The 21,941-nt window shown below is 39.7% G+C and carries 16 protein-coding genes; 9 read left to right on the top strand and 7 right to left on the bottom strand.

Annotated elements, in window-relative coordinates; translation table 11 throughout:
* The first annotated feature begins 22 nt into the window (after nucleotides 1-22).
* Both IQ31_RS23030 and IQ31_RS23025 read left to right on the top strand, forming a co-directional pair.
* The gene (locus tag IQ31_RS23030; protein ID WP_145330340.1) at nucleotides 23-1,390 is read left to right on the top strand and encodes a DUF4270 family protein; all 1,368 of its coding nucleotides are present in this window, start codon (nucleotides 23-25) and stop codon (nucleotides 1,388-1,390) included.
* A 3-nt stretch (nucleotides 1,391-1,393) separates the two neighbouring features.
* Nucleotides 1,394-2,401 carry a Kelch repeat-containing protein gene (locus IQ31_RS23025; RefSeq protein ID WP_145330338.1) on the top strand — a complete coding sequence of 336 codons (1,008 nt, stop codon included), beginning with the start codon at nucleotides 1,394-1,396 and terminating at the stop codon, nucleotides 2,399-2,401.
* 486 nt (nucleotides 2,402-2,887) lie between these two features.
* On the opposite strand, the gene IQ31_RS23020 is transcribed toward IQ31_RS23025, so the two are convergent.
* The 3 genes from IQ31_RS23020 to dnaG are packed head-to-tail and all read right to left on the bottom strand — an operon-like array spanning nucleotide 2,888 to nucleotide 6,315.
* A complete protein-coding gene (locus IQ31_RS23020; protein WP_075994525.1) occupies nucleotides 2,888-3,916 on the bottom strand; it encodes a glutaminyl-peptide cyclotransferase in 1,029 nt (342 codons plus the stop codon).
* A gap of 30 nt (nucleotides 3,917-3,946) precedes the next feature.
* Nucleotides 3,947-4,303, bottom strand: a complete 357-nt coding sequence (locus IQ31_RS23015) for a YraN family protein (protein WP_145330336.1) — start codon at nucleotides 4,301-4,303, stop codon at nucleotides 3,947-3,949.
* Nucleotides 4,304-4,311: 8 nt separating this feature from the next.
* Entirely contained in the window at nucleotides 4,312-6,315 is a 2,004-nt protein-coding gene (gene dnaG, locus IQ31_RS23010; protein WP_145330334.1) for a DNA primase, read from the bottom strand.
* A gap of 80 nt (nucleotides 6,316-6,395) precedes the next feature.
* Between dnaG and IQ31_RS23005 the strand changes: the two genes are divergently transcribed.
* A complete protein-coding gene (locus IQ31_RS23005) occupies nucleotides 6,396-6,869 on the top strand; it encodes a UDP binding domain-containing protein (protein WP_244294565.1) in 474 nt (157 codons plus the stop codon).
* A 139-nt stretch (nucleotides 6,870-7,008) separates the two neighbouring features.
* Here the strand turns inward: IQ31_RS23005 and IQ31_RS28005 are convergent, their stop codons facing one another.
* The gene (locus IQ31_RS28005; RefSeq protein WP_228280105.1) at nucleotides 7,009-7,200 is read right to left on the bottom strand and encodes a hypothetical protein; all 192 of its coding nucleotides are present in this window, start codon (nucleotides 7,198-7,200) and stop codon (nucleotides 7,009-7,011) included.
* 256 nt (nucleotides 7,201-7,456) lie between these two features.
* Nucleotides 7,457-9,568 (bottom strand): M3 family metallopeptidase, encoded by a 2,112-nt coding sequence (locus IQ31_RS22995; protein ID WP_075994529.1) that lies wholly within the window; start codon nucleotides 9,566-9,568, stop codon nucleotides 7,457-7,459.
* A gap of 170 nt (nucleotides 9,569-9,738) precedes the next feature.
* On the opposite strand from IQ31_RS22995, the gene IQ31_RS22990 reads away from it, so the two are divergent.
* Nucleotides 9,739-10,815, top strand: a complete 1,077-nt coding sequence (locus IQ31_RS22990) for a DUF4407 domain-containing protein (protein WP_075994530.1) — start codon at nucleotides 9,739-9,741, stop codon at nucleotides 10,813-10,815.
* Between the two features lie 90 nt (nucleotides 10,816-10,905).
* On the opposite strand, the gene IQ31_RS22985 is transcribed toward IQ31_RS22990, so the two are convergent.
* Both IQ31_RS22985 and IQ31_RS22980 read right to left on the bottom strand, forming a co-directional pair.
* Nucleotides 10,906-12,228, bottom strand: coding sequence for a DNA recombination protein RmuC (locus tag IQ31_RS22985; RefSeq protein WP_145330332.1), 1,323 nt, complete (start codon nucleotides 12,226-12,228; stop codon nucleotides 10,906-10,908).
* A gap of 204 nt (nucleotides 12,229-12,432) precedes the next feature.
* A complete protein-coding gene (locus IQ31_RS22980) occupies nucleotides 12,433-13,620 on the bottom strand; it encodes a formimidoylglutamase (RefSeq protein WP_120335149.1) in 1,188 nt (395 codons plus the stop codon).
* Between the two features lie 189 nt (nucleotides 13,621-13,809).
* On the opposite strand from IQ31_RS22980, the gene IQ31_RS22975 reads away from it, so the two are divergent.
* The 5 genes from IQ31_RS22975 to IQ31_RS22955 all read left to right on the top strand — a co-directional run bounded on the left by IQ31_RS22975 (nucleotide 13,810) and on the right by IQ31_RS22955 (nucleotide 21,925).
* Nucleotides 13,810-14,781, top strand: a complete 972-nt coding sequence (locus IQ31_RS22975) for an NAD-dependent epimerase/dehydratase family protein (RefSeq protein WP_145330330.1) — start codon at nucleotides 13,810-13,812, stop codon at nucleotides 14,779-14,781.
* A gap of 109 nt (nucleotides 14,782-14,890) precedes the next feature.
* Nucleotides 14,891-16,183, top strand: a complete 1,293-nt coding sequence (locus tag IQ31_RS22970; RefSeq protein WP_088163251.1) for an HAD-IB family phosphatase — start codon at nucleotides 14,891-14,893, stop codon at nucleotides 16,181-16,183.
* 137 nt (nucleotides 16,184-16,320) lie between these two features.
* Nucleotides 16,321-16,905 (top strand): hypothetical protein, encoded by a 585-nt coding sequence (locus IQ31_RS22965; RefSeq protein WP_075994535.1) that lies wholly within the window; start codon nucleotides 16,321-16,323, stop codon nucleotides 16,903-16,905.
* Nucleotides 16,906-17,197: 292 nt separating this feature from the next.
* Entirely contained in the window at nucleotides 17,198-20,533 is a 3,336-nt protein-coding gene (gene mfd / locus IQ31_RS22960; RefSeq protein WP_145330328.1) for a transcription-repair coupling factor, read from the top strand.
* A 201-nt stretch (nucleotides 20,534-20,734) separates the two neighbouring features.
* Nucleotides 20,735-21,925: a trans-sulfuration enzyme family protein gene (locus IQ31_RS22955; protein WP_145330326.1), complete on the top strand. Its 1,191-nt coding sequence runs from the start codon at nucleotides 20,735-20,737 to the stop codon at nucleotides 21,923-21,925.
* Nucleotides 21,926-21,941 lie beyond the last annotated feature (16 nt).

The following is a 21,941-nucleotide window of genomic DNA, read 5'->3' as shown; positions in this document are numbered from 1 at the left end:
TTTGCACTATTCAAAAATTAATATGATTAAAAACTTTAAGAGACGTAGTATTCAATTTTTACTCCCACTTTTTACATTAGCTGCTTTTGTGGGTTGTAATAAAGACATTTCTCTCTCATTGGGTAGTTCAAGAGATGAAACAATTGGTTTAGTACCAATTGACACATTTTCGGTCGATGTTTCTACTCATCTAATGGATGACATCCCGACTTCTTCTACGGGGACCATCCTTGTCGGAAAGAACAGCAATTCGATTACGGGAAGTATGACATCCACCTCTTATATGCGTTTGGGGGTTGGCACGATCAGTAATGCCAGTTTACCTGACGATGCGGTTTTGGATTCGGCAATATTAGTTTTAAATCCCAATAAATATTATTACGGAGATACGACGCAAATTCAAAAGATTAGTGTTCATCGCATCACAGAAGAAATTACACCAACGCAGATTGACCTGACTAAGCCTGCAGATGAACGTCCTGTATTTGTCAGTTCAGCAGCCCTATTTAGTAAACAAAAATTTGCTTATGAAAGTGCACCATTTGCAGAACTTTCCTTCGCTCCTAAAATTATGTCTTTGGACTCTATTTATTTCAAGATAAATAATACATTGGCCAAAGAATTGTTTACTATGGTTCAAAATAATGATAGCCGAATTCAAAATAACACGGACTTCCAAGAATATTTTAAAGGTTTGGCATTGGTCCCTGATAATCAAAATACGACACTAATCGGCTTTAAAGACACTATATTCCTCCAATTGCATTATTCGTATGTAAATAGTGAAGGGGTCACAAAAAATGGAAAGCAATATTTCTCTATGGCCGATAAAAGTTACCAATATAATCAGATTGAGACAGATCGGTCGAATACCAAATTCGCTTCAATGACCTTGCAAAACCCCAACATTGCCAGTGGACAGACCGAGGGTTATACCTTTTTGGAAGGATCAACTGGTGTTGTAGCGAAGATTAGCTTTCCTACGTTATTGGATTTAGTCAATGATGAAACAGTAGCAATCAATAAGGCGGAACTCGTTATAGAGGCAGAAAACCCTTATTCAACGATTTTTGCTCAACCGCAAAGTTTAATTATGATGATAGCAAGTCCTAACGGTAACCCTGCAAGTATTTTAACTTCACCTTACTCGACAGAAAGTCAAACTGCAACGTTAGTTTCGGGCAACAATACAGGGTCAAATAGTACATATACGTTTAATCTGATTCAATATTTGACTAATTTTAAGACAACAGCATACAGAAATACTTCTTTATACCTATCTTTACCAACAACAGAATTATTTTCAACTGGAAATCGGTTGATTTTGGCAAGAGATAGTGATAATAATCCAAGAATTAAATTAAACATCCTTTATACTAAATTTCAATAATTTATGAACAAGAAAAATTGGCTACTCGTTTTATTAGCTTTTGTATTGACAGCTACCACGCTCTCTTCTTGTAGCAAAAGTGACGATGATGATGATGATGATGAGTGGTTTCAAAAAGCTGCTTACAAAGGACCTCAAACTTCAGCAGCAGCCAGCTTTGTAATTGACAAAATAGCTTATGTTACAACTGGATTAGCAAGCCGCACCAATGGAACCCCATTTCGTATCCAAAACACCTATGCATATAATGCAACGGCTAATACATGGAGTGAAAAGACGGCATTTCCTGGTGTAGCGAGAAATGGTGCTGTTGGATTTACCATTAACAACATTGGTTATGTTGGTGCTGGTAATGACGGGACAAACAACTTAAAAGATTTCTATAAATATAATCCAACTTCAGACACCTGGGAACAAATTGCCAGTCTTCCAATCGCTGTCAATACTGCCGTTGCCTTTACACTTAATGGAGTCGCATATGTAGGTACCGGCGAAACAACTACTGCCGGTGGTACTACCGCTACAAATGAGTTTTACAAATATGATCCTGCTAAAAACACATGGGAAGATGTAGAAGACGCTCCATTTACAGCAAAGAGAAAAGGTGCTTTTGCATTCGTTATCAATAATATCGCTTATGTAGGAGGAGGACTATCAAATGGATCATATCCAAAAGATTTCTACAAATTTGACGGGAGCAAATGGACCAAACTCAATGATATAAATAGAGATGACGATAGCTATACATACAATTTAGCACGATCTAACGCATCCTCTTTTGTCATCAATGGTTATGCATTCGTCGTTGGAGGGTCAGCTGGATCAGTAACAAATTCTATATGGAAATATTATCCGAATGGCGATTATTGGGACAATGACAATCAGGTATTTCAAGGCTCTTCGCGCCAAGATGCTGTAGGTTTTAGTATTGACGGAAACGGTTATATTACAACTGGGCTTAATGGTTCCACTCGTTTTGACGATACTTGGATGTTTACTCCGATTTATTAATCGAAATAAAATCAATATAAAGAAAGGAATGAAGTTTGAAACTTCATTCCTTTTTTTTGCTTCAAATATTTTGTTTCTATTGGTTAAAAAAGATTTCTAGTTCCCTTTTATGGCTGTTCGTTGTAGCGAAATCAGTCATCAATAATAGCATACATCCAGCTGCTATTCACTAATATAGGACAACTCCCTTGTTCTTCATTAATTGAAGCGCACCTGACGAGAGATCTGCTCGTCATAATGTTTCATTCTCTCCATGCAGTTTTAAAAACTTCTGATATAGTTTTAAAAGCGATCTGTCTCAGCCCCGGGCCGCAATTATAAAAAAGATGGAATTGAAAACCTCACACGATAACATCCATACTTCAAAGAAGAATGGGGAGGGGACGCAATAAAAAACCTTGTCAGATAATTCTGACAAGGTTTCCATTTTATTCGAATGTGCAATACTGTCGCCCTCACAAAGAAGGTTCAAGATCTGAAGTTCGTTTATTTTTCAACTGTCTTGATCTCGAATAATGTATTCCATAACTTCCCTGTTATAAAGAGACGCTTTCCAGCTTGGTCGTAAGCAATTCCATTCAATTCATTGTCATAAGCGGAAGTATGCTCATAGATACCCACAAGATTAATCCGTCCTTCTACCGCTCCTGTTTGCGGATTGATTATAACAATAACATCTTTTTGATAGACATTTGCGTAGACTTTACCGTCTATATATTCCAGTTCATTAAGTTCATCCACTGGTCCAGCTTCATCGTAAACTCCGATAGCGTTTAGCTCCTTACCGGTCGTTGCATCTAAAAAGAATAATTTATTGGATCCATCAGACTTTATCAAATGCTGCCCGTCGTAGGTCAAGCCCCAACCTTCTTTACTATTTTCATATTTAAAGGAACTTTCCTTTACAAAAGAGTTTTTATCAAAGACATATCCTTCTCCTTGTTGCCACGTTAACATAAATAACTTATTACCTACCAATGTCATTCCTTCGGCAAAAGTCTTTTCATCAAATTTGATTTCCTTGAGTACTTTACCTGTTTTTAGGTCGACCTTTCTCAAGTTTGACTCACCATAACGGCCATTAGATTCGTAGAGAATACCATCAGCAAACTGTAGCCCTTGTGTGAAAGCTGTTGTATCGTGCGGGTATTTGTTGACAACCTCAAAACCATAGTTCTTCGCATTTTCAGGTACAACATAAAATGTACTTGAAACAGAATCGGGTTTTCCAGCATTGTATACCAAAGCGGAAATATTACGTGTACCATAGGCCATGTCTTTGGTATCTACCGTAATTGCCGTAGTATCAGTTGATGACCCCACATGTTTATCATCGACAAAATAAGCGACAGAGTCCATTGATACTGATTCAAATTTCAATTTCAACTGGACTTGAGCACCTTTTAAAACAGCTTGATTTGCTCCAGGGGATGCAAATTCCAAACTTGATTTTTTTGACTTACAAGAAGCAAAAGCTAGCGCTGCAATTGCCATAAAATAAGTGATTTTTCTCATCTATGTATAATTATTTATAAGTACGTATCCTTAGCTATCCCAAAACGCATCTTTGATATGGTTGAGTACTGTTTTGGGGGATCTTGTTATTGCGACAACATCAAATCTGACTTCACCGACATAACCTGTTTTAAGGATATAAGCCTGTGCTGCACGAATTAGCAATCGCTGTTTTTTGCGATCTACAAATTCGTAGGGTTCGCCGAAATCCGTTCCCGACCGTGTTTTTACTTCAACGAATACCAAGGTATCCCTGTCCACGACAATCAAATCTACTTCTAAATTCTTAAATCGCCAATTTCTTAACACTATTTTATAGCCTTGCTCCACGAGGTATTCCATGGCCATTTGCTCACCCCATTCGCCCGTTTCAAGATGCTTGGCCATATCAAGTATTACTTAACAATCGTATTTCCCAGAAAGCCTCCCAAGAGCCGTTCGGCTTCTTTAAGTTTCTGATATTTAAAAATAAGGACTTCTAGGTTTGCCACATCTTGTTCATGTTTCATTTCTTCACGAATATGATGCATTTCCGCCTCAATCTTACGTTTCTTAATCCGATAAATCGCTGTAACAACGAGTTGTTTTAAATGCTCATATTCTTGCGTTACATAAATTTTACGCTTATCGTCATTCCAATTTTCGCTGAGCGAATATTTGCTGGCAACACTATTAATCGCCAAATCGGATATAGTTGTATCCGAATTCGAATAAAACTGCTTGGCATCTGGAATTTCGTATTTTTCTGCAGCATCTCTATAGACTTTTAAAATATAGGCCGCAGCTTTATCCTTAAATTCGATGTCGCTGATATTTCCCAGTAGCAGTCCTGCAACGGGAATATCCCCATCACCTTCCCAGGTTGCCAGATAATCCCCATAGTTGATTAGAATACGGACAATCTCTCGTTCCTGAAGAATTTCCGAAGTCAGTTGTACCGGTTGTTCGACATTCTCCATAGGAGCTACTCCCCCTCTTTCATCATCTGTCATGAAGAAATCCGGAGGTGGACCATCCATCCCAAAAGGTGGCATCCCTGCATTAGGCGGCGGGCTCTGCGGTTTACGAGCGGCATCCTTATCCGCCTTCTTTGCTCTATTGAGCCTAATCTTGTTGAGTTCAGCCAATAGAATGCGCTCTTCGATATCCAAAAGGCTGCTACATTCCCGGATAAAAACAGAAACCTTAATTTCATCGGGAATCAATGCAATACTCTCGACGACATCACGGATTACCGAAGCCCTTTTTATTGGATCGTTATTGGCATCGCGAAGCAGAATATTCGTTTTGTAGAAAATAAAGTCCTGCTGATTGGATTTGACATAATCTTTAAAAGCCGTGGCACCAAACTTTTGAACATAAGAGTCGGGATCATTACCGTCGGGAAAAAGCAGCACTTTAACGTTTAAGCCTTCTTCGAGCAGCATATCTGTACCGCGTAGGGAGGCTTTGATCCCTGCTTCATCCCCATCATAAAGTATGGTCACATTCTTTGTAAATCTGGAAATAAGCTTGATCTGACCTGTTGTCAAAGACGTTCCCGAGGAGGAAACAACATTTTCGACTCCAGCTTGATGTACCGAAAGAACATCGGCATAGCCCTCTACCAAGTAGCAATTATCCTCTTCCATAATTGCTTTTTTGGCAAAATTCAATCCATACAGCACATCGGATTTATGGTAGATTTCGCTTTCGGGAGAGTTTACATATTTGGCGACCTTTTTATCCGTCTTTAGTGTCCGACCACCAAAGCCAATTACACGCCCTGTCAGGTTATGAATCGGAAACATGACCCGGCCACGGAAACGATCATATAAAGATTTATCATCACGTTCAATAGCCAAACCACTTGCAGCCAAATAATCTGGGTGAAAACCAGCTACCTGTGCTTTATCGACCAATGCAGTCCATTCTTCAGGCGAATAGCCCAATTCAAATTTTTTGATGATATCCTCCCGGTAGCCACGCTCCTTGAAATAGTTGAGTCCGATGACTTGACCCATTTCAGTTTTTAAGAGTTGTTCGGCAAAGAATTTACTGGCCCAAGCACTTAGGACATATAGACTTTCCCGTTTATCCTGCGCAGCAAGCTGGGCCGGAGAACGCTCGATTTCTTCAATTTGAATCGAATATTTATCGGCTAAATAACGGATCGCTTCCGGGTAAGAGAACTTTTCCAGTTCCATGACGAATTTAAGGGAATCTCCACCAACACCACAACCAAAACACTTATAGATACCCTTTGCAACTGAAACGTGGAAGGAGGGCGTCTTTTCATGGTGAAAAGGACAATTTCCAATCAGAGAAGTTCCCCGTTTCTTTAAATCAACGAAGTCCCCCACCACCTCTTCTATCCGTGCTGTTTCCAGTACTTTATCAATAACTTCCTGCTTTATCAAACCGTTTCTTTTTTAATGTAAAATTAGAATAAATCTTTTGTATCTCCACTACGAAATGGTATTGGGATCAAGTGATTTTGATGAATGATTATCAAAAACAGCGATTTGCAGATAACATTATCCAAACATTGTATAATACTGTATCAGGCAAAAAGATTGCATTCTTAGGCTGGGCATTCAAAAAAGACATCAATGATACGCGTGAATCTGCAGCGATTTATGTTGCAGATTATCTATTGAGTGAACAAGCTGAAATCACGGTCTATGCCCCCAAAGTGTCTGCTGAACGCATCTATGCCGACCTAGATTATCTGAATACGCGCTCTTCGGAAGAAAACCGAGCTTTGGTAAAGGTTGTCAATACCGCCTATGAGGCTTGCAATGATGCACATGCAATTGCAGTATTGACTGAATGGGATGAATTTAAGCATTATGATTGGGCCAAAATTAAGGAGCATATGAAAAAACCTGCATTTGTGTTCGATGGCCGTAAACTATTGAACCGTAAGGAACTTGAAGACCTTGATTTTAAATATTACGCGATAGGCGAGTAATCAATATATAGCTAAAAAGAACCCTCAGCATATAGTCGCATAAGTGTATGCGACTATAACTGAGGGTTTTGTTTGTGCCTGTTGTCAACGCGTAAGGAAAGAGAGATGAAACACAAGCGATGCAACAGGACTTTTTATCTTAATTATTCAGCATTCCATAAAACTCATTCATGTAATAAGATTCTTGGAGTGCATCCCTGAAATTCTGCCATTGTTCTTCATCAAATGAAAATACGATATCTGGATAAGGTGTTTTCATAATCAACCGAAATTCACCATCTGGGAATGTGCTAAAAAAGAGCTCATCACCATTACTTTTCGTAATATTCAAGAAATCGAAGAATTTATTCCTCGTAAATGTCAGTACAAAACTTTGTTGCCAGATATAATATGTTTGACACTTATGGCAAACACTAATATGGGTATCTCCTCTTTGGCTTAGAATTTTTGTGTCACACATACTATCTACATTTATTTAGACTCATTATAAATAATATTCAAATGTAAGAATAGTTTTTAGAATAACAAGTACCTGAACAAAAAAAAGGCGATATATTTCTATATCGCCTTTTTTTAATTAGAGAGCATTAGTTCAAACCTCTCTTTTTCAATAGATATTTTGGATCTGGATCTGCACCTCTAAATGTACGGTACATTTTAGCAGGATCATCAGTACCTCCTTTTTCAAGGATATTTTTACGGAAAGAATCCGCTGTCACTTGATCATACAATGATTTTTCCTTGAAAGCTGCGAAGGCATCTGAATCCAATACTTCAGACCAGATATAGGCATAATAACCTGCAGAATATCCACCAGCGAAGATATGTTGAAAATATGTACTTCTATAGCGCGGAATAATAGCATCAATAATACCTATCTTTTTCATTGCTGTTTTTTCAAAGCCATTAATGTCTTTTGAAATTTCTTTTGTGGTAGCATGATAATCCATGTCTAACAACGCGGCAGAAAGGTATTCAACCGTTGCAAATCCTTGATCAAAGGTACCGGCCTTTTCCATTTTTTGAATCAATGAATCTGGCATTGCTTCTTTGGTCTTATAATGCTTAGCATATGTTCTTAACACCTCAGGATCTGCTGCCCAATTTTCCATCACTTGTGAAGGTAATTCAACAAAGTCACGGGGTACAGAAGTTCCGGCCATAGAGCGGTATCTCACATTGGAAAGAAGACCATGCAGAGCATGTCCAAACTCATGGAATAAAGTAGTCGCTTCATCAAATGTCAACAAGGCAGGATTTTTTCCCACTGGTTTTGTGAAATTGCATACGATGGAAATTACTGGTGCAACACGTTTGCCATCTTTTGTCGACTGGTTACGGTAAGAAGTCATCCAGGCTCCCCCTCGTTTTGACTCACGTGGGAAGAAATCGGCATATAGCAGACCTAAATGTGAACCGTCTTTGTCTTTAACTTCATACACTTCCACATCTTTATGGTAAGTTGGTACATTGTTTAAGGCTACGAACGTCAAACCATATAATTTATTGGCTACAGCAAACGCACCTTCACGAACTGCAGGAAGACTCAAATAAGGTTTAATTTCGTCCTCATTCAATGCGAAACGTTTTTTGCGAATAATTTCTGTATAATATCTCCAATCGTAAGGCGCCACAGCAAAATTACCTCCTTCAGCCTTTATTTCCTTTGCTATATCTGCTTCTTCACCCTTTGCTTTAGCGAGCGCTGGAGTCCAAAGTTTATTTAACAGTGCATAGACATTGGTCGGATTCTTCGCCATTGATTCCTCTAGTACATAGGCCGCATGTGAAGAATAACCCAATAATTTTGCTTTTTGAAGGCGTAGGTTTACAATTTTTTGAATGATCGCCTTGTTATCGTTGGTGTTATCTTGATTACCGCGTAGCTGATAAGCCTCCCAAAGTTGCTTTCTCAGTTCACGATTTTTTGCATATTGAAGAAAGGGCATAATGGAAGGATTCTGTAAAGTAAACACCCACTTATCCTTCTTTCCTTTTGCTATGGCTTCTTCAGCTGCTGCCGTTTTCAACGATTCAGGCAAGCCTTCCAATTGGCTAGCAGAATCAACGACCAGTGTATAAGCATTGGTTTCAGCAAGCAAATTTTGTCCGAATTGCGTTGTTAATGTTGAAAGCTCAGCATTAATTTTTTTCATTTTTTCCTTATCAGCATCCTTTAAATTCGCTCCGGAACGTACAAAACTCTTATAGGTTTCCTCCAACAGTTTATTGTCCTGTTCGTCTAATCCAAGTGTATTTCGACTGCTCCAAACTGTTTTGATACGGTCAAATAGTTTGGTATTCATCGAAATTTCATCAGAATGACTCGATAAGATGGGAGCCAAATCTTTTGCTATCGCCTGAATACTGTCATTTGTATTGGCACTATTTAGATTATAAAATACAGTAGATACATTCTTCAATAATCCACCTGCATTTTCCAGGGCGACTATCGTATTTTGAAATGTTGCTTTATCCGAATTGTTGACTATCGTGTCAATTTCCAAATTGTGTACTTTTATCGCTTCATCAAAAGCTGGCCTAAAATGCTCTGTTTTAATCTTGTCAAAAGGTGGTACATTAAATGGGGTTTCGTAAGCCAATAAAAGAGGATTATCTGTCATCACTTTTTTTTCCTCACAACCAACAAATGCAGTTGCCACTATCGCAAAAAATGGCAAAAGTTGTCTTTTCTTCATATTATCTGATTATTCCTGATTTTTTTCAAAGATAATAAAATTAGGCAAATGGTCCGCCTTCTTGGAAAGGGGTTGCAGAGGAACATAAAAACAGTCATCGTATTGTAAAACAAAAACTTATTCATAAACCTTGTTAAAAATAATCTGTCAATTTGGGTAAAAATATTTTAATGAGCGATATTAACCGTTTCTTTTGGAGATGTGCGGGGGTACATCAAGAAACTCTTGAAAAATATCCGGAAGAGCATAGTAAGTACACAGCCATAGGTGCTACTATTTTTTTTACGGGATTGTTTGCCAGCCTTTCGGGTGGCTATGCCATGTATTTCGTATTTAGTGGAGGGGCATTTGACTGGCTTTTGGCCATTGTATTTGGCATCATTTGGGGTTTAGCGATATTCAATATGGATCGCTATATTGTACTCAGTATAAATAAATCAAAAAGCGGCCTTATGCAGCTTATGCAGGCTCTTCCTCGAATTTTATTGGCAATTTTGATTGGTTTGGTTATCTCTAGGCCGTTGGAGTTAAAAATCTTCGATAAAGAGATTCGAGAAAACCTCCGTGTACGTTTTCTCGCCGATCAACGCGCTAAAATCGACACGCTCAACAGTACGTTCAATAAGAAATATGCCAATGAAGTTTCGCTTTTAAAAGCGATTACGGTCGAACGTGATTCATTAGAAGCCAGTATTAAAAATGACCGTACAAAATTGAATTACGAGATATTCGGTAACAAAACAACTGAAACATCCGGTGTCATGGGCTATGGCCCTTATGCCAAAATGAAAGAAGAAGAGCTGAAGAAAAAAGAGGGCTATTTGGACACTTTACGGAACAAGATAACGACCCAACAAAACGCAATACGTCAGAAACAGAAATTTGAAGGGATATTGGACCAAAAAGTCTTATCCAACGCTTCTTTGGACAGCGCTGTCAATGTCGCTGGTTTTGCAGACCGCAACTCTGCTCTGGGCAATCTAAGGTACGATGCCAATGGAAAGGTCAACGAATCCAATGCAAATGCTGTGTTTTTTATTGCGCTGCTTTTTGTCTTCCTCGAATGTCTTCCGGTAATCGTCAAGCTCTTGGCAGGAAAGGATCCTTATGACAACGAAGTCCAAAACCAAAGGACTATTCATGATTACGAATCAGACAGCAATGTCACTGTTCAAAAAGAAGCTGTAGATCGTTTAAAGGATACGTATGTGGATGTTTCCATCAATAAGCGGATGAAAGAGCTTTAGCAAAACTTTTAGCATAAGTTAGCAGAACAGGCTTTGCTTTGCACGGTTAAAAATTAAAAACGGGCTTACCTTTCGGCAAGCCCGTTTTTGTTAATCTTCCGCATCTAAAAATTTGGAATCGATCTGTTTATTTGCTTTGGCTCCTAAACGTTTTAATTTCTCCACTTTTCCGATCACGTTCCCAGCGCCTGTAGAGAGCTTTTTAGTTGCATCTTCATGGCTTTTTAATGCGCGCTCCAACTGATTTTGCACCTGTTCCATATCGTTCAGAAAGCTCACAAACTTATCGTAAAGGCTCCCTGCTTCTTTCGCTATTTCAATTACATTCCTGGTCTGACGTTCCTGCTTCCAGATACTGGCGATAGTACGCAATGTCGCCAACAATGTCGAAGGGCTAACGATGACAACCTTACGATCCCAAGCATCGCTGAATAGATCCGGTTTTTCAGCGACGGACATACTCAATGCAGATTCAATCGGCATAAACAGCAATACAAATTCTGGCGATTCTATACCATATAACTCGTGATAGTTTTTTGCGGAAAGTTCTTTCACGTGATTTTCCACAGACTGTACATGTTGTTTTGCGAAAATTGCGCGGTCCTCATCCGTCTCAGCATTGACCCAACGTTCGTAGGCAATCAGCGAAACTTTTGAATCTACAATCAGATGTTTATCTTCAGGAAGGTCGATAATCGCGTCGGGTTGCATTCTTCTTCCTTCGGCATCCATCAAAGAGACCTGTAATCTAAATTCGCGATCGCGCATAAGTCCCGAACGCTCCAAAACCCGCTCTAAAATTACCTCACCCCAATTGCCCTGCTTTTTGGTATCCCCTTTTAATGCCTTGGTTAAGCTATTGGCTTCGTCTTTAATTTTAAGACTCTGTTCGACCAGCTGAAGGACAACTCCCTTTAAAGAATTTCTTTCCGCGGCCTCTTGATTGTAATTTTTATCGACTTTCTCTTCAAACAATTTGATTTTTTCCTTCAATGGATCCAAGATCAAGCCCAGGGAACGATGATTGGTCTCTGTAAACTTTTGTGTCTTCTCTTCCAATATTTTATTGGCAATAACCTGAAACTCATTGTTGAATTGTCGTTTAATCTCTGCGATTTCATTCTTCTGTTCCTGAAATTTATCGAGCTGCGCCTCATAAAAAGAACGTGTACTCTCTAAAGACCGCTCTGCGACCAGAAGATTCTCCCGTTCCTTATCCAATTCATTTTTTAGCATAAGACGTTCTTCCAGCAAACTTTGTTCCCGCTGTTGCGATCTAGCAAGTTCAATTTTTAGTGTTTCAACCTCTTTATTGTACGCGGGACCGGTACTGGTATCGGTATTCTTTTTTAGTACCAATACGATCAAAATGACCAATAACAATACGATTCCCGCAAAGAAAAATATTTCCATGATTTGTATTTTCTGAAGATGGTGTATGCTTACCTGAGCAGGTCTATTTTGCCATCACTGCATTTAACTAAACCTATAACGTCTCAATCTTAATGAATCGGCACGACTAAAAAACAGATAACTCCAATCTGTTATCAGTTTGCACGATGTATTACACACTTCTCTATGGTAAGGCGTAATACCAATGCCCCACTTAGTGGTACATTATTGTAACTTTTGGTGTGTTTTCCACCATAGATCAGGCATTTCACCTGAAACAGCCAATTGGTAGTCTTCATAACGGCAAGGCACGAGGTAATAGCGTTCATTGACTGATTTAGATCCAAAATAAGGCACTTGAATCCACCAGCGGTCTGATTTTTTACTTTTCACAAAGACCAATTCATGCTCTTCATTTTCCAGTGTCGTGCGATAAATGATATAAGATGATTTGGGGTACAGTGGCGTATCTTGTTTGCGGTTATAGTAACCATCAATAAAGCACCAGATCATTTGGGAGACCAACATAGCCGTCTGCTCCATTGGATCAAATGTTGGATTGAATTCATAAAAACCGATGGAAGAACATTTATCCGACATCCCGGCATAGCGGGCGAGTTGACAAGCTTCATCGCCAAATAAACCATTGGGCATTGCATTGGCATTTCCAGGTGCTTCAGAGGCCCGAATGGCTCCTATGTCAAAACTAATTAAATCCGCTGCTCGGATCAAAGGCTCTGATTGGTCCATTTTACCGGCAATCATACCGACTCGTGTTGCATTAAAAAATAGTTTATCATACATATTGATAGACTCTTTACTTACGAGATAGGTTTGATAGGCTATGGCATTTAAATTGAATAAATAGTCTGGCTGGTGCAAGATAATATGGTTCACATAAGATCGGGAATTCAGGCTTACATTTTCAGCATTTTCCTCATCAAGGTCAAAACGAGCATCTATAATTGCCAGCTCTATCTTTCGCTCTAAGTTTTGATACCCCAAATATTGTGCATAGGTAAGGTCCTGTCCACCACCAATGATAATCGGAAGAATATTTTCTTTGACCAGTTCCTCGACGACAGATTTTAAAGCGATATAGGTATCTTGAATTGTATTGCCGGCTTTGATATTTCCCAAATCAACGATATTCATCTTATAATCGCCCTGATATAGCGCATAGAGATGTTTTCGTACTGCATCCGGCGCCTTATCCGTTCCGTTATTATTCATGGATGCACGGTCTTCCTCCACACCGACAATAGCCAATTGAGGCTGTTTATCCACTTCCCAGCTCGGAAAATCTATTTCATAGGCTTGAATAATGTTTCCTAGTTGAGAACTCAAGAACCCATGCTCAGGAGCAAAACCTGTAATTGAAATCGGGCTAAAGAATACGGACAGTGATGACATAAGCTATAATTTGTAAAATTTCCTATTTGTTCTGAAAACGACTGTTTTAATTGGACTGAAAGAATCTACCTTGGCTTTCATGGCGTTTGATACCCGCGAAAGCATGAAGGTTTTCAGGATGCAATTCACACAAATATCCATTTATTAACTAACTTTTGAAAACATTATTTTTAACAGTATCTTTATCAAGTGATATTAATAACTGGAGGAACAGGTTTTTTAGGGTCTACACTAATCAGACAGTTGATAGACCAAGGAATTGACGTCATTGCCATCAAAAGAGCTCAATCGACTATTCCGGCCTCGTTGTTATCGTCTTCGTTGGTTCAATGGATCGACGCTGATATCAACAATTATTTTGAATTAGAAGATGCTCTTGATGGGGTTACTAAAGTATTCCATTGTGCAGCATTGGTTTCCTACCAAAAGAAAGACGCTAAGGCACTCTTTAAAGTGAACGTGGAAGGAACGACAAATCTGGTCAATCTTTGCCTTGAAAAGGGTATTCGCCTACTTCATGTCAGCTCGATCGCAGCTTTAGGGACAAATCGAGACAACCTTCCGGTTTCCGAGAAAGACCATTGGGAACACAATTCATTGACATCGAACTATTCGTTATCAAAATATCAGGCGGAGATGGAGGTCTGGCGTGGCATCACCGAAGGTTTAAGTGCAGTTATTGTCAACCCCTCAGTAATTTTAGGTGCTTCGGCAAACGAGAAAGGCTCTGGAGCTATTTTTTCGATGATCAATAAAGGTCTACGATTTTACCCGAAAGGAAGTGTCGGCGTTGTTGACGTTGAAGACGTTGCTGCGATCATGATTCAATTGATGGAAAGAGATGATATTACGGCTGAGCGCTATATCATCAATCATCTCAATATAAGCAACAAGGATCTGCTGAGCGTGGCAAGTGTATTAATGAATAGGCCTGAACCGACAATCGAAGTTTCTGAAACCTTACTCCAAATTGCCTCTACTGTTTCCAGCATGCTTTCCGTATTTAAAAAATCGGATACGACATTGACAAAGGAAACAGCGGCAGCTTCAAGTGCCAAATTGCAGTATTCCAACGCTAAAATCCAGGAACTTCTAAACCACAGTTATCGACCTTTGGAACAAACGCTAAAGGAAATTGCAGATTTATATAACAAACAGTAAAACTATAACATAACAAACAACCAAACCTTGAAACCGTCGGAAACCTACCGATATCGGAGATCAGCATTCAGCGCTATTGCTCACGATCGTTTCATAAAAAAATAACAAGATGAAAAACTATTACATCATTGATTTTGATAGTACATTTACGCAAGTAGAGGCACTTGATGAACTTGCACGGATCTCCCTTGAGAACCATCCGGATCGCGAATCTATCTATCACGAAATTGAGCGGTACACCAATCTTGCCATGGAGGGTAAACTATCTTTCCGTGAGGCTTTGGCTGGTCGCGTAAAACTCTTAAATGCCAATAAATCTCATCTGGATAAACTTGTTTCACATCTTAAGAAAAAGGTTTCAACCTCTTTTTCCCGAAATCGTGAATTTTTCAAAAAACACGCCGACACCGCATGGATTGTTTCAGGAGGTTTTAAGGAGTTTATTACTCCTGTTGTTACACCATATCATATCAAGACTGAAAATATCTATGCCAATACATTCAGATTTGATGAAGAAGGTAATATCATCGGTTTTGATGAAGAGAATCCATTATCAAATGAAGGTGGAAAAGTGCAATTATTAAAACAGTTAAATATTGAAGGAAGACTATTTGGCATTGGTGACGGTTATTCAGATTTTCAACTGAAAGAATCGGGATTAATTGAAAAATTCTTTGCATTTACAGAGAATATCCAACGTAAAAGTGTCACTGAGAAAGCAGACTTCATCACACCTAGTTTTGATGAGTTCCTATATGTAAATGATCTGCCCCGTGCAATATCCTATCCTAAAAACCGTATCCTTTGTTTGATCGTGGGTGATGTACCAGAAATAGCGGCTCATATCTTAAAAAGAGACGGTTTTTCTATCCGCACAAAAGATACCTTCGAAGAAAAGTATGTGAAAGATGTAGGGATGCTTCTATTGGGGGACAATATCGATATCAGTGATGAGCAACTCCAACATGCTGACAAATTAAAAACGATCGGATATTTGGGTGATATCAGAGGGCATATCAATAAGGATATCTGCAATGCTAAAGGTATTGTCGTTTTTGATGATAAGAAAAATAAAAAGAAAAATTCCGAGTTTATACCTCGCCGGATGGCCGATTTTATCAACAATGGTGATACTTATTTAAGTCGCAACTTCCCAAATCTGATTTTACCAAAAGTAAAACAGGTAACGAGATTATTGCATATCCACCAAAACGTTCCCGGAATTATGGCGCAGATCAATAAGGTCTATGCCCAAAATAACATCAATATCGTTGCCCAATTTCTGATGACAAAAAGTGATATTGGCTATGCTGTAACCGATATACAAGGTGAATATGATAAAGATCTATTGAAACAACTCAAACAGATCGACAATACAATTAAGTTCAGAATATTGTATTAATAGCAAGCGGCGGTAAATATGGGCGGCAGCTATTGCCTGCTTAAATTCCGGCTTATAAAACGAGAAATTTATTCAGGCACACTTGCAGTGTGCCTGACTTTTCGCTCAACAACTCTTTTTATACTAAAACATAGATTATGTCCTTACATCAAGATGCCGAATTAAAAAAAGCTGTACTTGACCTACCTCAGAAGGAAAAAGACAAACTCCTTGTACGCCTGATAAGCAAGGACAAAATGCTGATCAAACAATTGCATTTCCAATTACTGGAAAATGCGGACGATTTAGAGGAACGTATTGAAAAACTACGAAAGCAACTGGCGCAATTGTTCGATATTGGTTTAAGTCAAATTGGCAATACGCCACAACACAGTCATTTTATTGCACTTAGCAAGCTGGTGAAACAAGCAAGCGGTTTAGTGAATGAACACGAAAAAGTCACCAAGGACAAAATCAGTGAAGTAGAATTTAGATGCTATATCCTGAAGAGAACCATTGCTGATTACGACAGGCTTTTCGACTCCTCCTATCAGTCTGCCGCCCACAAATTGCATAAATATATAACAGGGCGCATAAAGCATGCGGTGGGTAAATACAGTAAACTTCATGAGGACTTTCAGTTTGACTATCGGGAAGATTTTCAAAATACACTGGATGCTTTTGGTAATACAACACTTAAAAGCTATATTAGTGAACAGAAGATTGACCTCGACCTAAATTAGTCATGAGAAATAGCAAAAACCGCGTTAAAATTGGATCCTTTCATGTTACAGCTTACGAGCAATATAAATTAATTTACTTGGCCACATTATTGGTGTTGCTCGCTTTTGCCTACACCTTTTACCTCGCGAAATAAACTCCTGCACAGATCAATCTGTTATAGCTTTTGAGTTCTCCAAAGTCATGCCCTTCTTAATGAGGGATTCAGCCATTTTTTTACCAAAAAATTTAGTACTTCATACCCAATACTTGATACTATTTCGTTAAATTCGCAATTATTCGAAATTTTTGCTCGTGGGAATTCAAGAAATATTAGAAAAATACAGCCAAAGCGAATCTGTCCAGTCGCTTACCAAGGCTATACAATCCAAAAACCCAAAGATTCAGCTGAAAGGGCTTATTGGATCTTCGGATGCGTTCATAGCCGTATCTTCTTACAACTTACAGGAACGTCCAATGGTCTTTATTTTACCAACTCATGAAGACGCTTCTTATTTTTTAAGTGATCTGGAAAGCCTGTTGGATAAGCAAGTTCTTTTTTTCCCTTCGTCTTATCGCAAAGCTTTTGATTTTACACAAACTGACTCTGCCAATGTATTGCAACGTGCGGAGACTTTAAGTTCACTCAACCATACTTCGGAATTACCGAAAATGGTTGTGACTTATCCGGAGGCTATTGCTGAGAAAGTGATCAACCGCAACGATCTGGATAAAAATACGTTGGAAATAACAGAAAACACCGCTCTAAGTATTGATTTCATCAACGAATTTTTGATCGAATATGATTTCGAACGTGTAGACTTTGTGTATGAACCGGGGCAATTTGCGATACGCGGTGGCATTGTAGATATCTTCTCTTTTTCGAATGACCTCCCATACCGTATTGAATTCTTTGGCGATGACATCGAAAGCATACGTACATTTGACATTGAGTCCCAGCTGTCTGTCAAAAAAATCCACAAAGTAACCATTGTACCGAATGTCCAAGCGAAATTCCTGACATCCCAACACATTTCCTTATTGGAATATGTAGATCAGGACGCTACGATCTGGATCAAAGACGCTCAATTTACGTTAGATATTGTAAAAGATGGGTTAAAAAAAGCGGAAAAATTATGGGCGGGGCTAACAGATAAGCAGAAAAAGGATAATCCCGAATGGCATAACCCAGCCTATGAGTTTACAGATGAGAAGAATCTCAATGCCTTATTCTTTGAGTTCCCTATCATCGAATTCGGCAAACAGTTCTTTTATAAAGCTGAGGTAACACTCAAGTTCGATATCCACCCGCAACCTTCGTTCAATAAGGATTTTAATCTCTTAATCCATAATTTCAAGGAGAATGAGGGCCAGCGGATCCAGAATCTGATCTTTTCAGATTCAACCAAACAGGTCGAACGTATCTATACGATTCTAGAAGATCTCGATAAATCAGCGACCTTTATTCCAATTCATAAAGCTTTACGCGAAGGTTTTAGAGACGACAGTTTAAAGTTTGCTTGTTATACTGATCACCAAATATTTGACCGCTATTATAAATATAAACGCAAGAAGGCTTACGAGCGTTCGCAGGCAATTACGCTCAAAGATCTACGGGATCTTAAACCTGGTGACTTCATTACCCATATTGACCACGGTGTCGGCCGCTACGGTGGTTTGGAAAAAGTGGACGTCAACGGTAAATCTCAGGAAATGATCCGCCTGATCTATGCAGACAACGATCTTTTGTATGTGAACATCAACTCCTTAAACCGTATCTCCAAATATTCCGGAAAAGAGGGTACTGTTCCCAAAATGAATAAACTGGGTACCGATGCTTGGGACAAACTCAAAAAGACGACCAAGAAAAAAGTTAAGGATATTGCGCGCGACCTGATCATGCTTTATGCCAAACGAAAGGCCCAGCATGGAAATGCGTTCTCACCGGATAGCTACTTACAGAATGAACTGGAGGCCTCCTTTATCTATGAGGATACACCTGATCAGGAAAAGGCTACTGCCGATGTAAAAAAGGATATGGAATCGCCGCATCCGATGGACCGATTGATCTGTGGGGATGTTGGCTTCGGAAAAACGGAGGTTGCCATCCGTGCAGCCTTCAAAGCTGTAGCAGACAGTAAACAAGTTGCTGTCCTGGTACCGACGACAATTCTTGCATTACAGCACTACCGGACATTTTCGGAGCGCCTAAAGGGCCTTCCATGCACGATCGACTATATTAATCGTTTCAAAACGAGCAAACAGATCAAAGATACCTTAGCCAGGCTCGCTGAAGGAAAAATAGACATTATCATTGGCACCCATCGCCTTGTTAGCAAAGATGTCAAGTTCAAAGATCTTGGTCTAATGATTATTGATGAGGAACAAAAGTTTGGGGTTGCAGTAAAGGAAAAATTGAAGGTCATGCGTGCGAATGTAGACTCACTGACATTGACAGCAACGCCAATTCCAAGAACATTGCACTTTTCATTGATGGGCGCCCGCGATCTGAGTATCATCTCGACCCCACCACCCAACCGGCAGCCTGTACAGACCGAACTCCACGTTTTCAATGAAACACTGATCGGAGAGGCCGTCAGTTACGAACTTGATCGTGGTGGACAGGTATTCTTTATCCATAATCGGGTCGCAGATCTTCCGCAGCTGGGCAATTTGATTCGCAAGCTGGTTCCAGGAGCACGGGTCGGTGTTGCACATGGCCAATTGGAGGGTGATGAGCTCGAGGATGTGATGCTTAAGTTTATCAATCACGATTTCGATGTCTTAATCGCAACAACAATTATTGAAGCGGGTCTTGATATTCCAAACGCGAATACGATTATTATTAATCATGCACATATGTTCGGACTGAGTGACCTGCACCAAATGCGGGGTCGGGTCGGTCGCTCTAATAAAAAGGCCTTCTGTTATCTACTGAGTCCACCATTGTCGACTTTAACGTCGGAAGCCTATAAACGACTTTCTGCGATAGAAGAATTCTCTGAACTCGGCTCTGGATTTAATGTTGCCATGCGCGATTTGGATATACGTGGCTCGGGAAACCTATTAGGTGGCGAACAGTCGGGATTTATTGCCGAGATCGGTTTCGAGATGTATCATAAAATCTTGGACGAAGCTATTCAGGAACTGAAAGAGGATGAGTTTTCAGCAGTATTCGCTGATGAGAAAGAACGAAAATATGTGTCCTTTACACAGATTGACACCGACCTCGAGGTATTGATCCCGGATGAATATGTAACCAATATCACTGAACGATATAATCTGTATACGGAACTCTCTAAATTGGAAAACGAGCAGCAATTGGCAGCGTTTGAAAAAGAACTTGAAGATCGCTTTGGCCCTATCCCACGAGAAGTCTTTGAATTATTCAATACACTCCGTTTACAGTGGTTTGGCAAAACGATCGGATTCGAAAAAATAGCCTATAAAAAGCATACACTGAAAGGTTATTTTGTCAATAACCCCAAGTCGAGCTACTTTGAATCTGATCAATTCGGCCGAGTACTGTCCTTTGTACAAAGCCATCCGGAGATCAGCAACCTCAAAGAAGTCAAAGGCCAGCTTCGTTTAGCATTAAACAATGTGAATACCATTGGGTATGCATTGAGCCTGCTGAGAGAAATGTTGTAAGATATATTGATGCATCCGATATAAATAAAATCTACATATTGAGTAGATTTTATTTATATTTGATATACAAGACAAACCTTCTTCGAGCTGTTAGCACCAACAGTGCTTTCAAACGAGCTAAGGGTTCCTTACGATCAAAGATTCGACAAGATCGAGTTATGGATTCTTAAGGCGATACAAGCATCAATCAATATTATTAGTATGGCTACCAATACCGAAACGATACTCGTCCATGAAGGACAGCAATTCAACCAGACATCTGCAGTAACTACTCCAATCTATCAGACATCCACATACATTGCAGATCCTGACCCAACGGAATACATCAAGGCTGCTACCGAACCGAAACATCCTTATTTTTATCATCGCCATGGCAACCCAACGAATAGCCAAGTAGCGTCCATCCTAGCAAAATTGGAAAAAACGGAGGATGCACTTGTATTTGCAACAGGTATGGCAGCGATCAGTACAGCCATATTGGCCATCGTTAGATCGGGCGATCATATTGTCGCCCAACATGCACATTATTCCGGAACAGCTATTTTCTTTAAAGAGTTCCTAACAGATTATGGCATCACGGTTACGGCTGTGGATCAAACAGATGTTTCAGCTTTTGAAAAGGCTATTCAAACAAATACCAAACTGATTTATATAGAGACTCCATCGAATCCAAACCTCAACATTAGCGATTTAAAAGCACTCGGAGAGCTTGCCAGAAAACATGGAATCCAGAGTATGGTCGATAATACATTTGCCTCCCCTATCAACCAAACACCGACAGATTTTGGAATAGACGTCGTTGTCCACAGCGCCACGAAATATTTGGGCGGACACAGCGACCTCACCGCGGGTATCGTCTGCGGTACGCAGCACTATATCGCCAGCGTATGGAAACGATCCGTCGCTTTGGGAGCATCACTTGCACCGCTTGATTCCTGGTTACTATTACGGGGATTGAAAACATTAAGTCTACGCGTCAAACAGATCAATACAAATGCGCTGAAGCTAGCCGAATTTCTGGATCAACATCCAAAAATAAAAAAAGTCAGTTATCCTGGATTACCCAATCACCCACAACATGAGCTCGCGGCCCAACAAATGAACGGTTTCTCCGGTATGCTTTGCATCGATGTCAACGGTAAAGATGAAGAAGAGGCATTTTTAAATGCACAGAAACTCATCAATGGGCTGCATATATTTATCAACGCGGCCAGTTTGGGAGGGGTCGAATCGCTTATTGTACACCCCGCGAGTATGTGGGGCGGTCATCATACGAAGGAACAGAAAGAAGCTTCCGGAATCACGCTAGGCATGTTGCGCATCTCTGTTGGAATCGAACATGCCGATGATCTAATCGCCGACTTAAAACAGGCATTAGACCAGCTTAACTAGGACTTGTGTAGTAAGT

The organism is Sphingobacterium siyangense, from assembly GCF_007830445.1.
Lineage (GTDB): Bacteria > Bacteroidota > Bacteroidia > Sphingobacteriales > Sphingobacteriaceae > Sphingobacterium > Sphingobacterium siyangense.
This window is presented reverse-complemented; position numbering and strand designations above follow the sequence as displayed.

Bases quoted from the DNA above. Each gene is read 5' to 3' on its own strand.
- IQ31_RS23030 (WP_145330340.1), top strand. From the start codon at position 23: ATGATTAAAAACTTTAAGAGACGTAGTATTCAATTTTTACTCCCACTT.
- IQ31_RS23025 (WP_145330338.1), top strand. From the start codon at position 1,394: ATGAACAAGAAAAATTGGCTACTCGTTTTATTAGCTTTTGTATTGACA.
- IQ31_RS23020 (WP_075994525.1), bottom strand. From the start codon at position 3,916: ATGAGAAAAATCACTTATTTTATGGCAATTGCAGCGCTAGCTTTTGCT.
- IQ31_RS23015 (WP_145330336.1), bottom strand. From the start codon at position 4,303: ATGGCCAAGCATCTTGAAACGGGCGAATGGGGTGAGCAAATGGCCATG.
- IQ31_RS23005 (WP_244294565.1), top strand. From the start codon at position 6,396: ATGAATGATTATCAAAAACAGCGATTTGCAGATAACATTATCCAAACA.
- IQ31_RS22995 (WP_075994529.1), bottom strand. From the start codon at position 9,568: ATGAAGAAAAGACAACTTTTGCCATTTTTTGCGATAGTGGCAACTGCA.
- IQ31_RS22990 (WP_075994530.1), top strand. From the start codon at position 9,739: ATGAGCGATATTAACCGTTTCTTTTGGAGATGTGCGGGGGTACATCAA.
- IQ31_RS22985 (WP_145330332.1), bottom strand. From the start codon at position 12,228: ATGGAAATATTTTTCTTTGCGGGAATCGTATTGTTATTGGTCATTTTG.
- IQ31_RS22980 (WP_120335149.1), bottom strand. From the start codon at position 13,620: ATGTCATCACTGTCCGTATTCTTTAGCCCGATTTCAATTACAGGTTTT.
- IQ31_RS22970 (WP_088163251.1), top strand. From the start codon at position 14,891: ATGAAAAACTATTACATCATTGATTTTGATAGTACATTTACGCAAGTA.
- IQ31_RS22965 (WP_075994535.1), top strand. From the start codon at position 16,321: ATGTCCTTACATCAAGATGCCGAATTAAAAAAAGCTGTACTTGACCTA.
- IQ31_RS22955 (WP_145330326.1), top strand. From the start codon at position 20,735: ATGGCTACCAATACCGAAACGATACTCGTCCATGAAGGACAGCAATTC.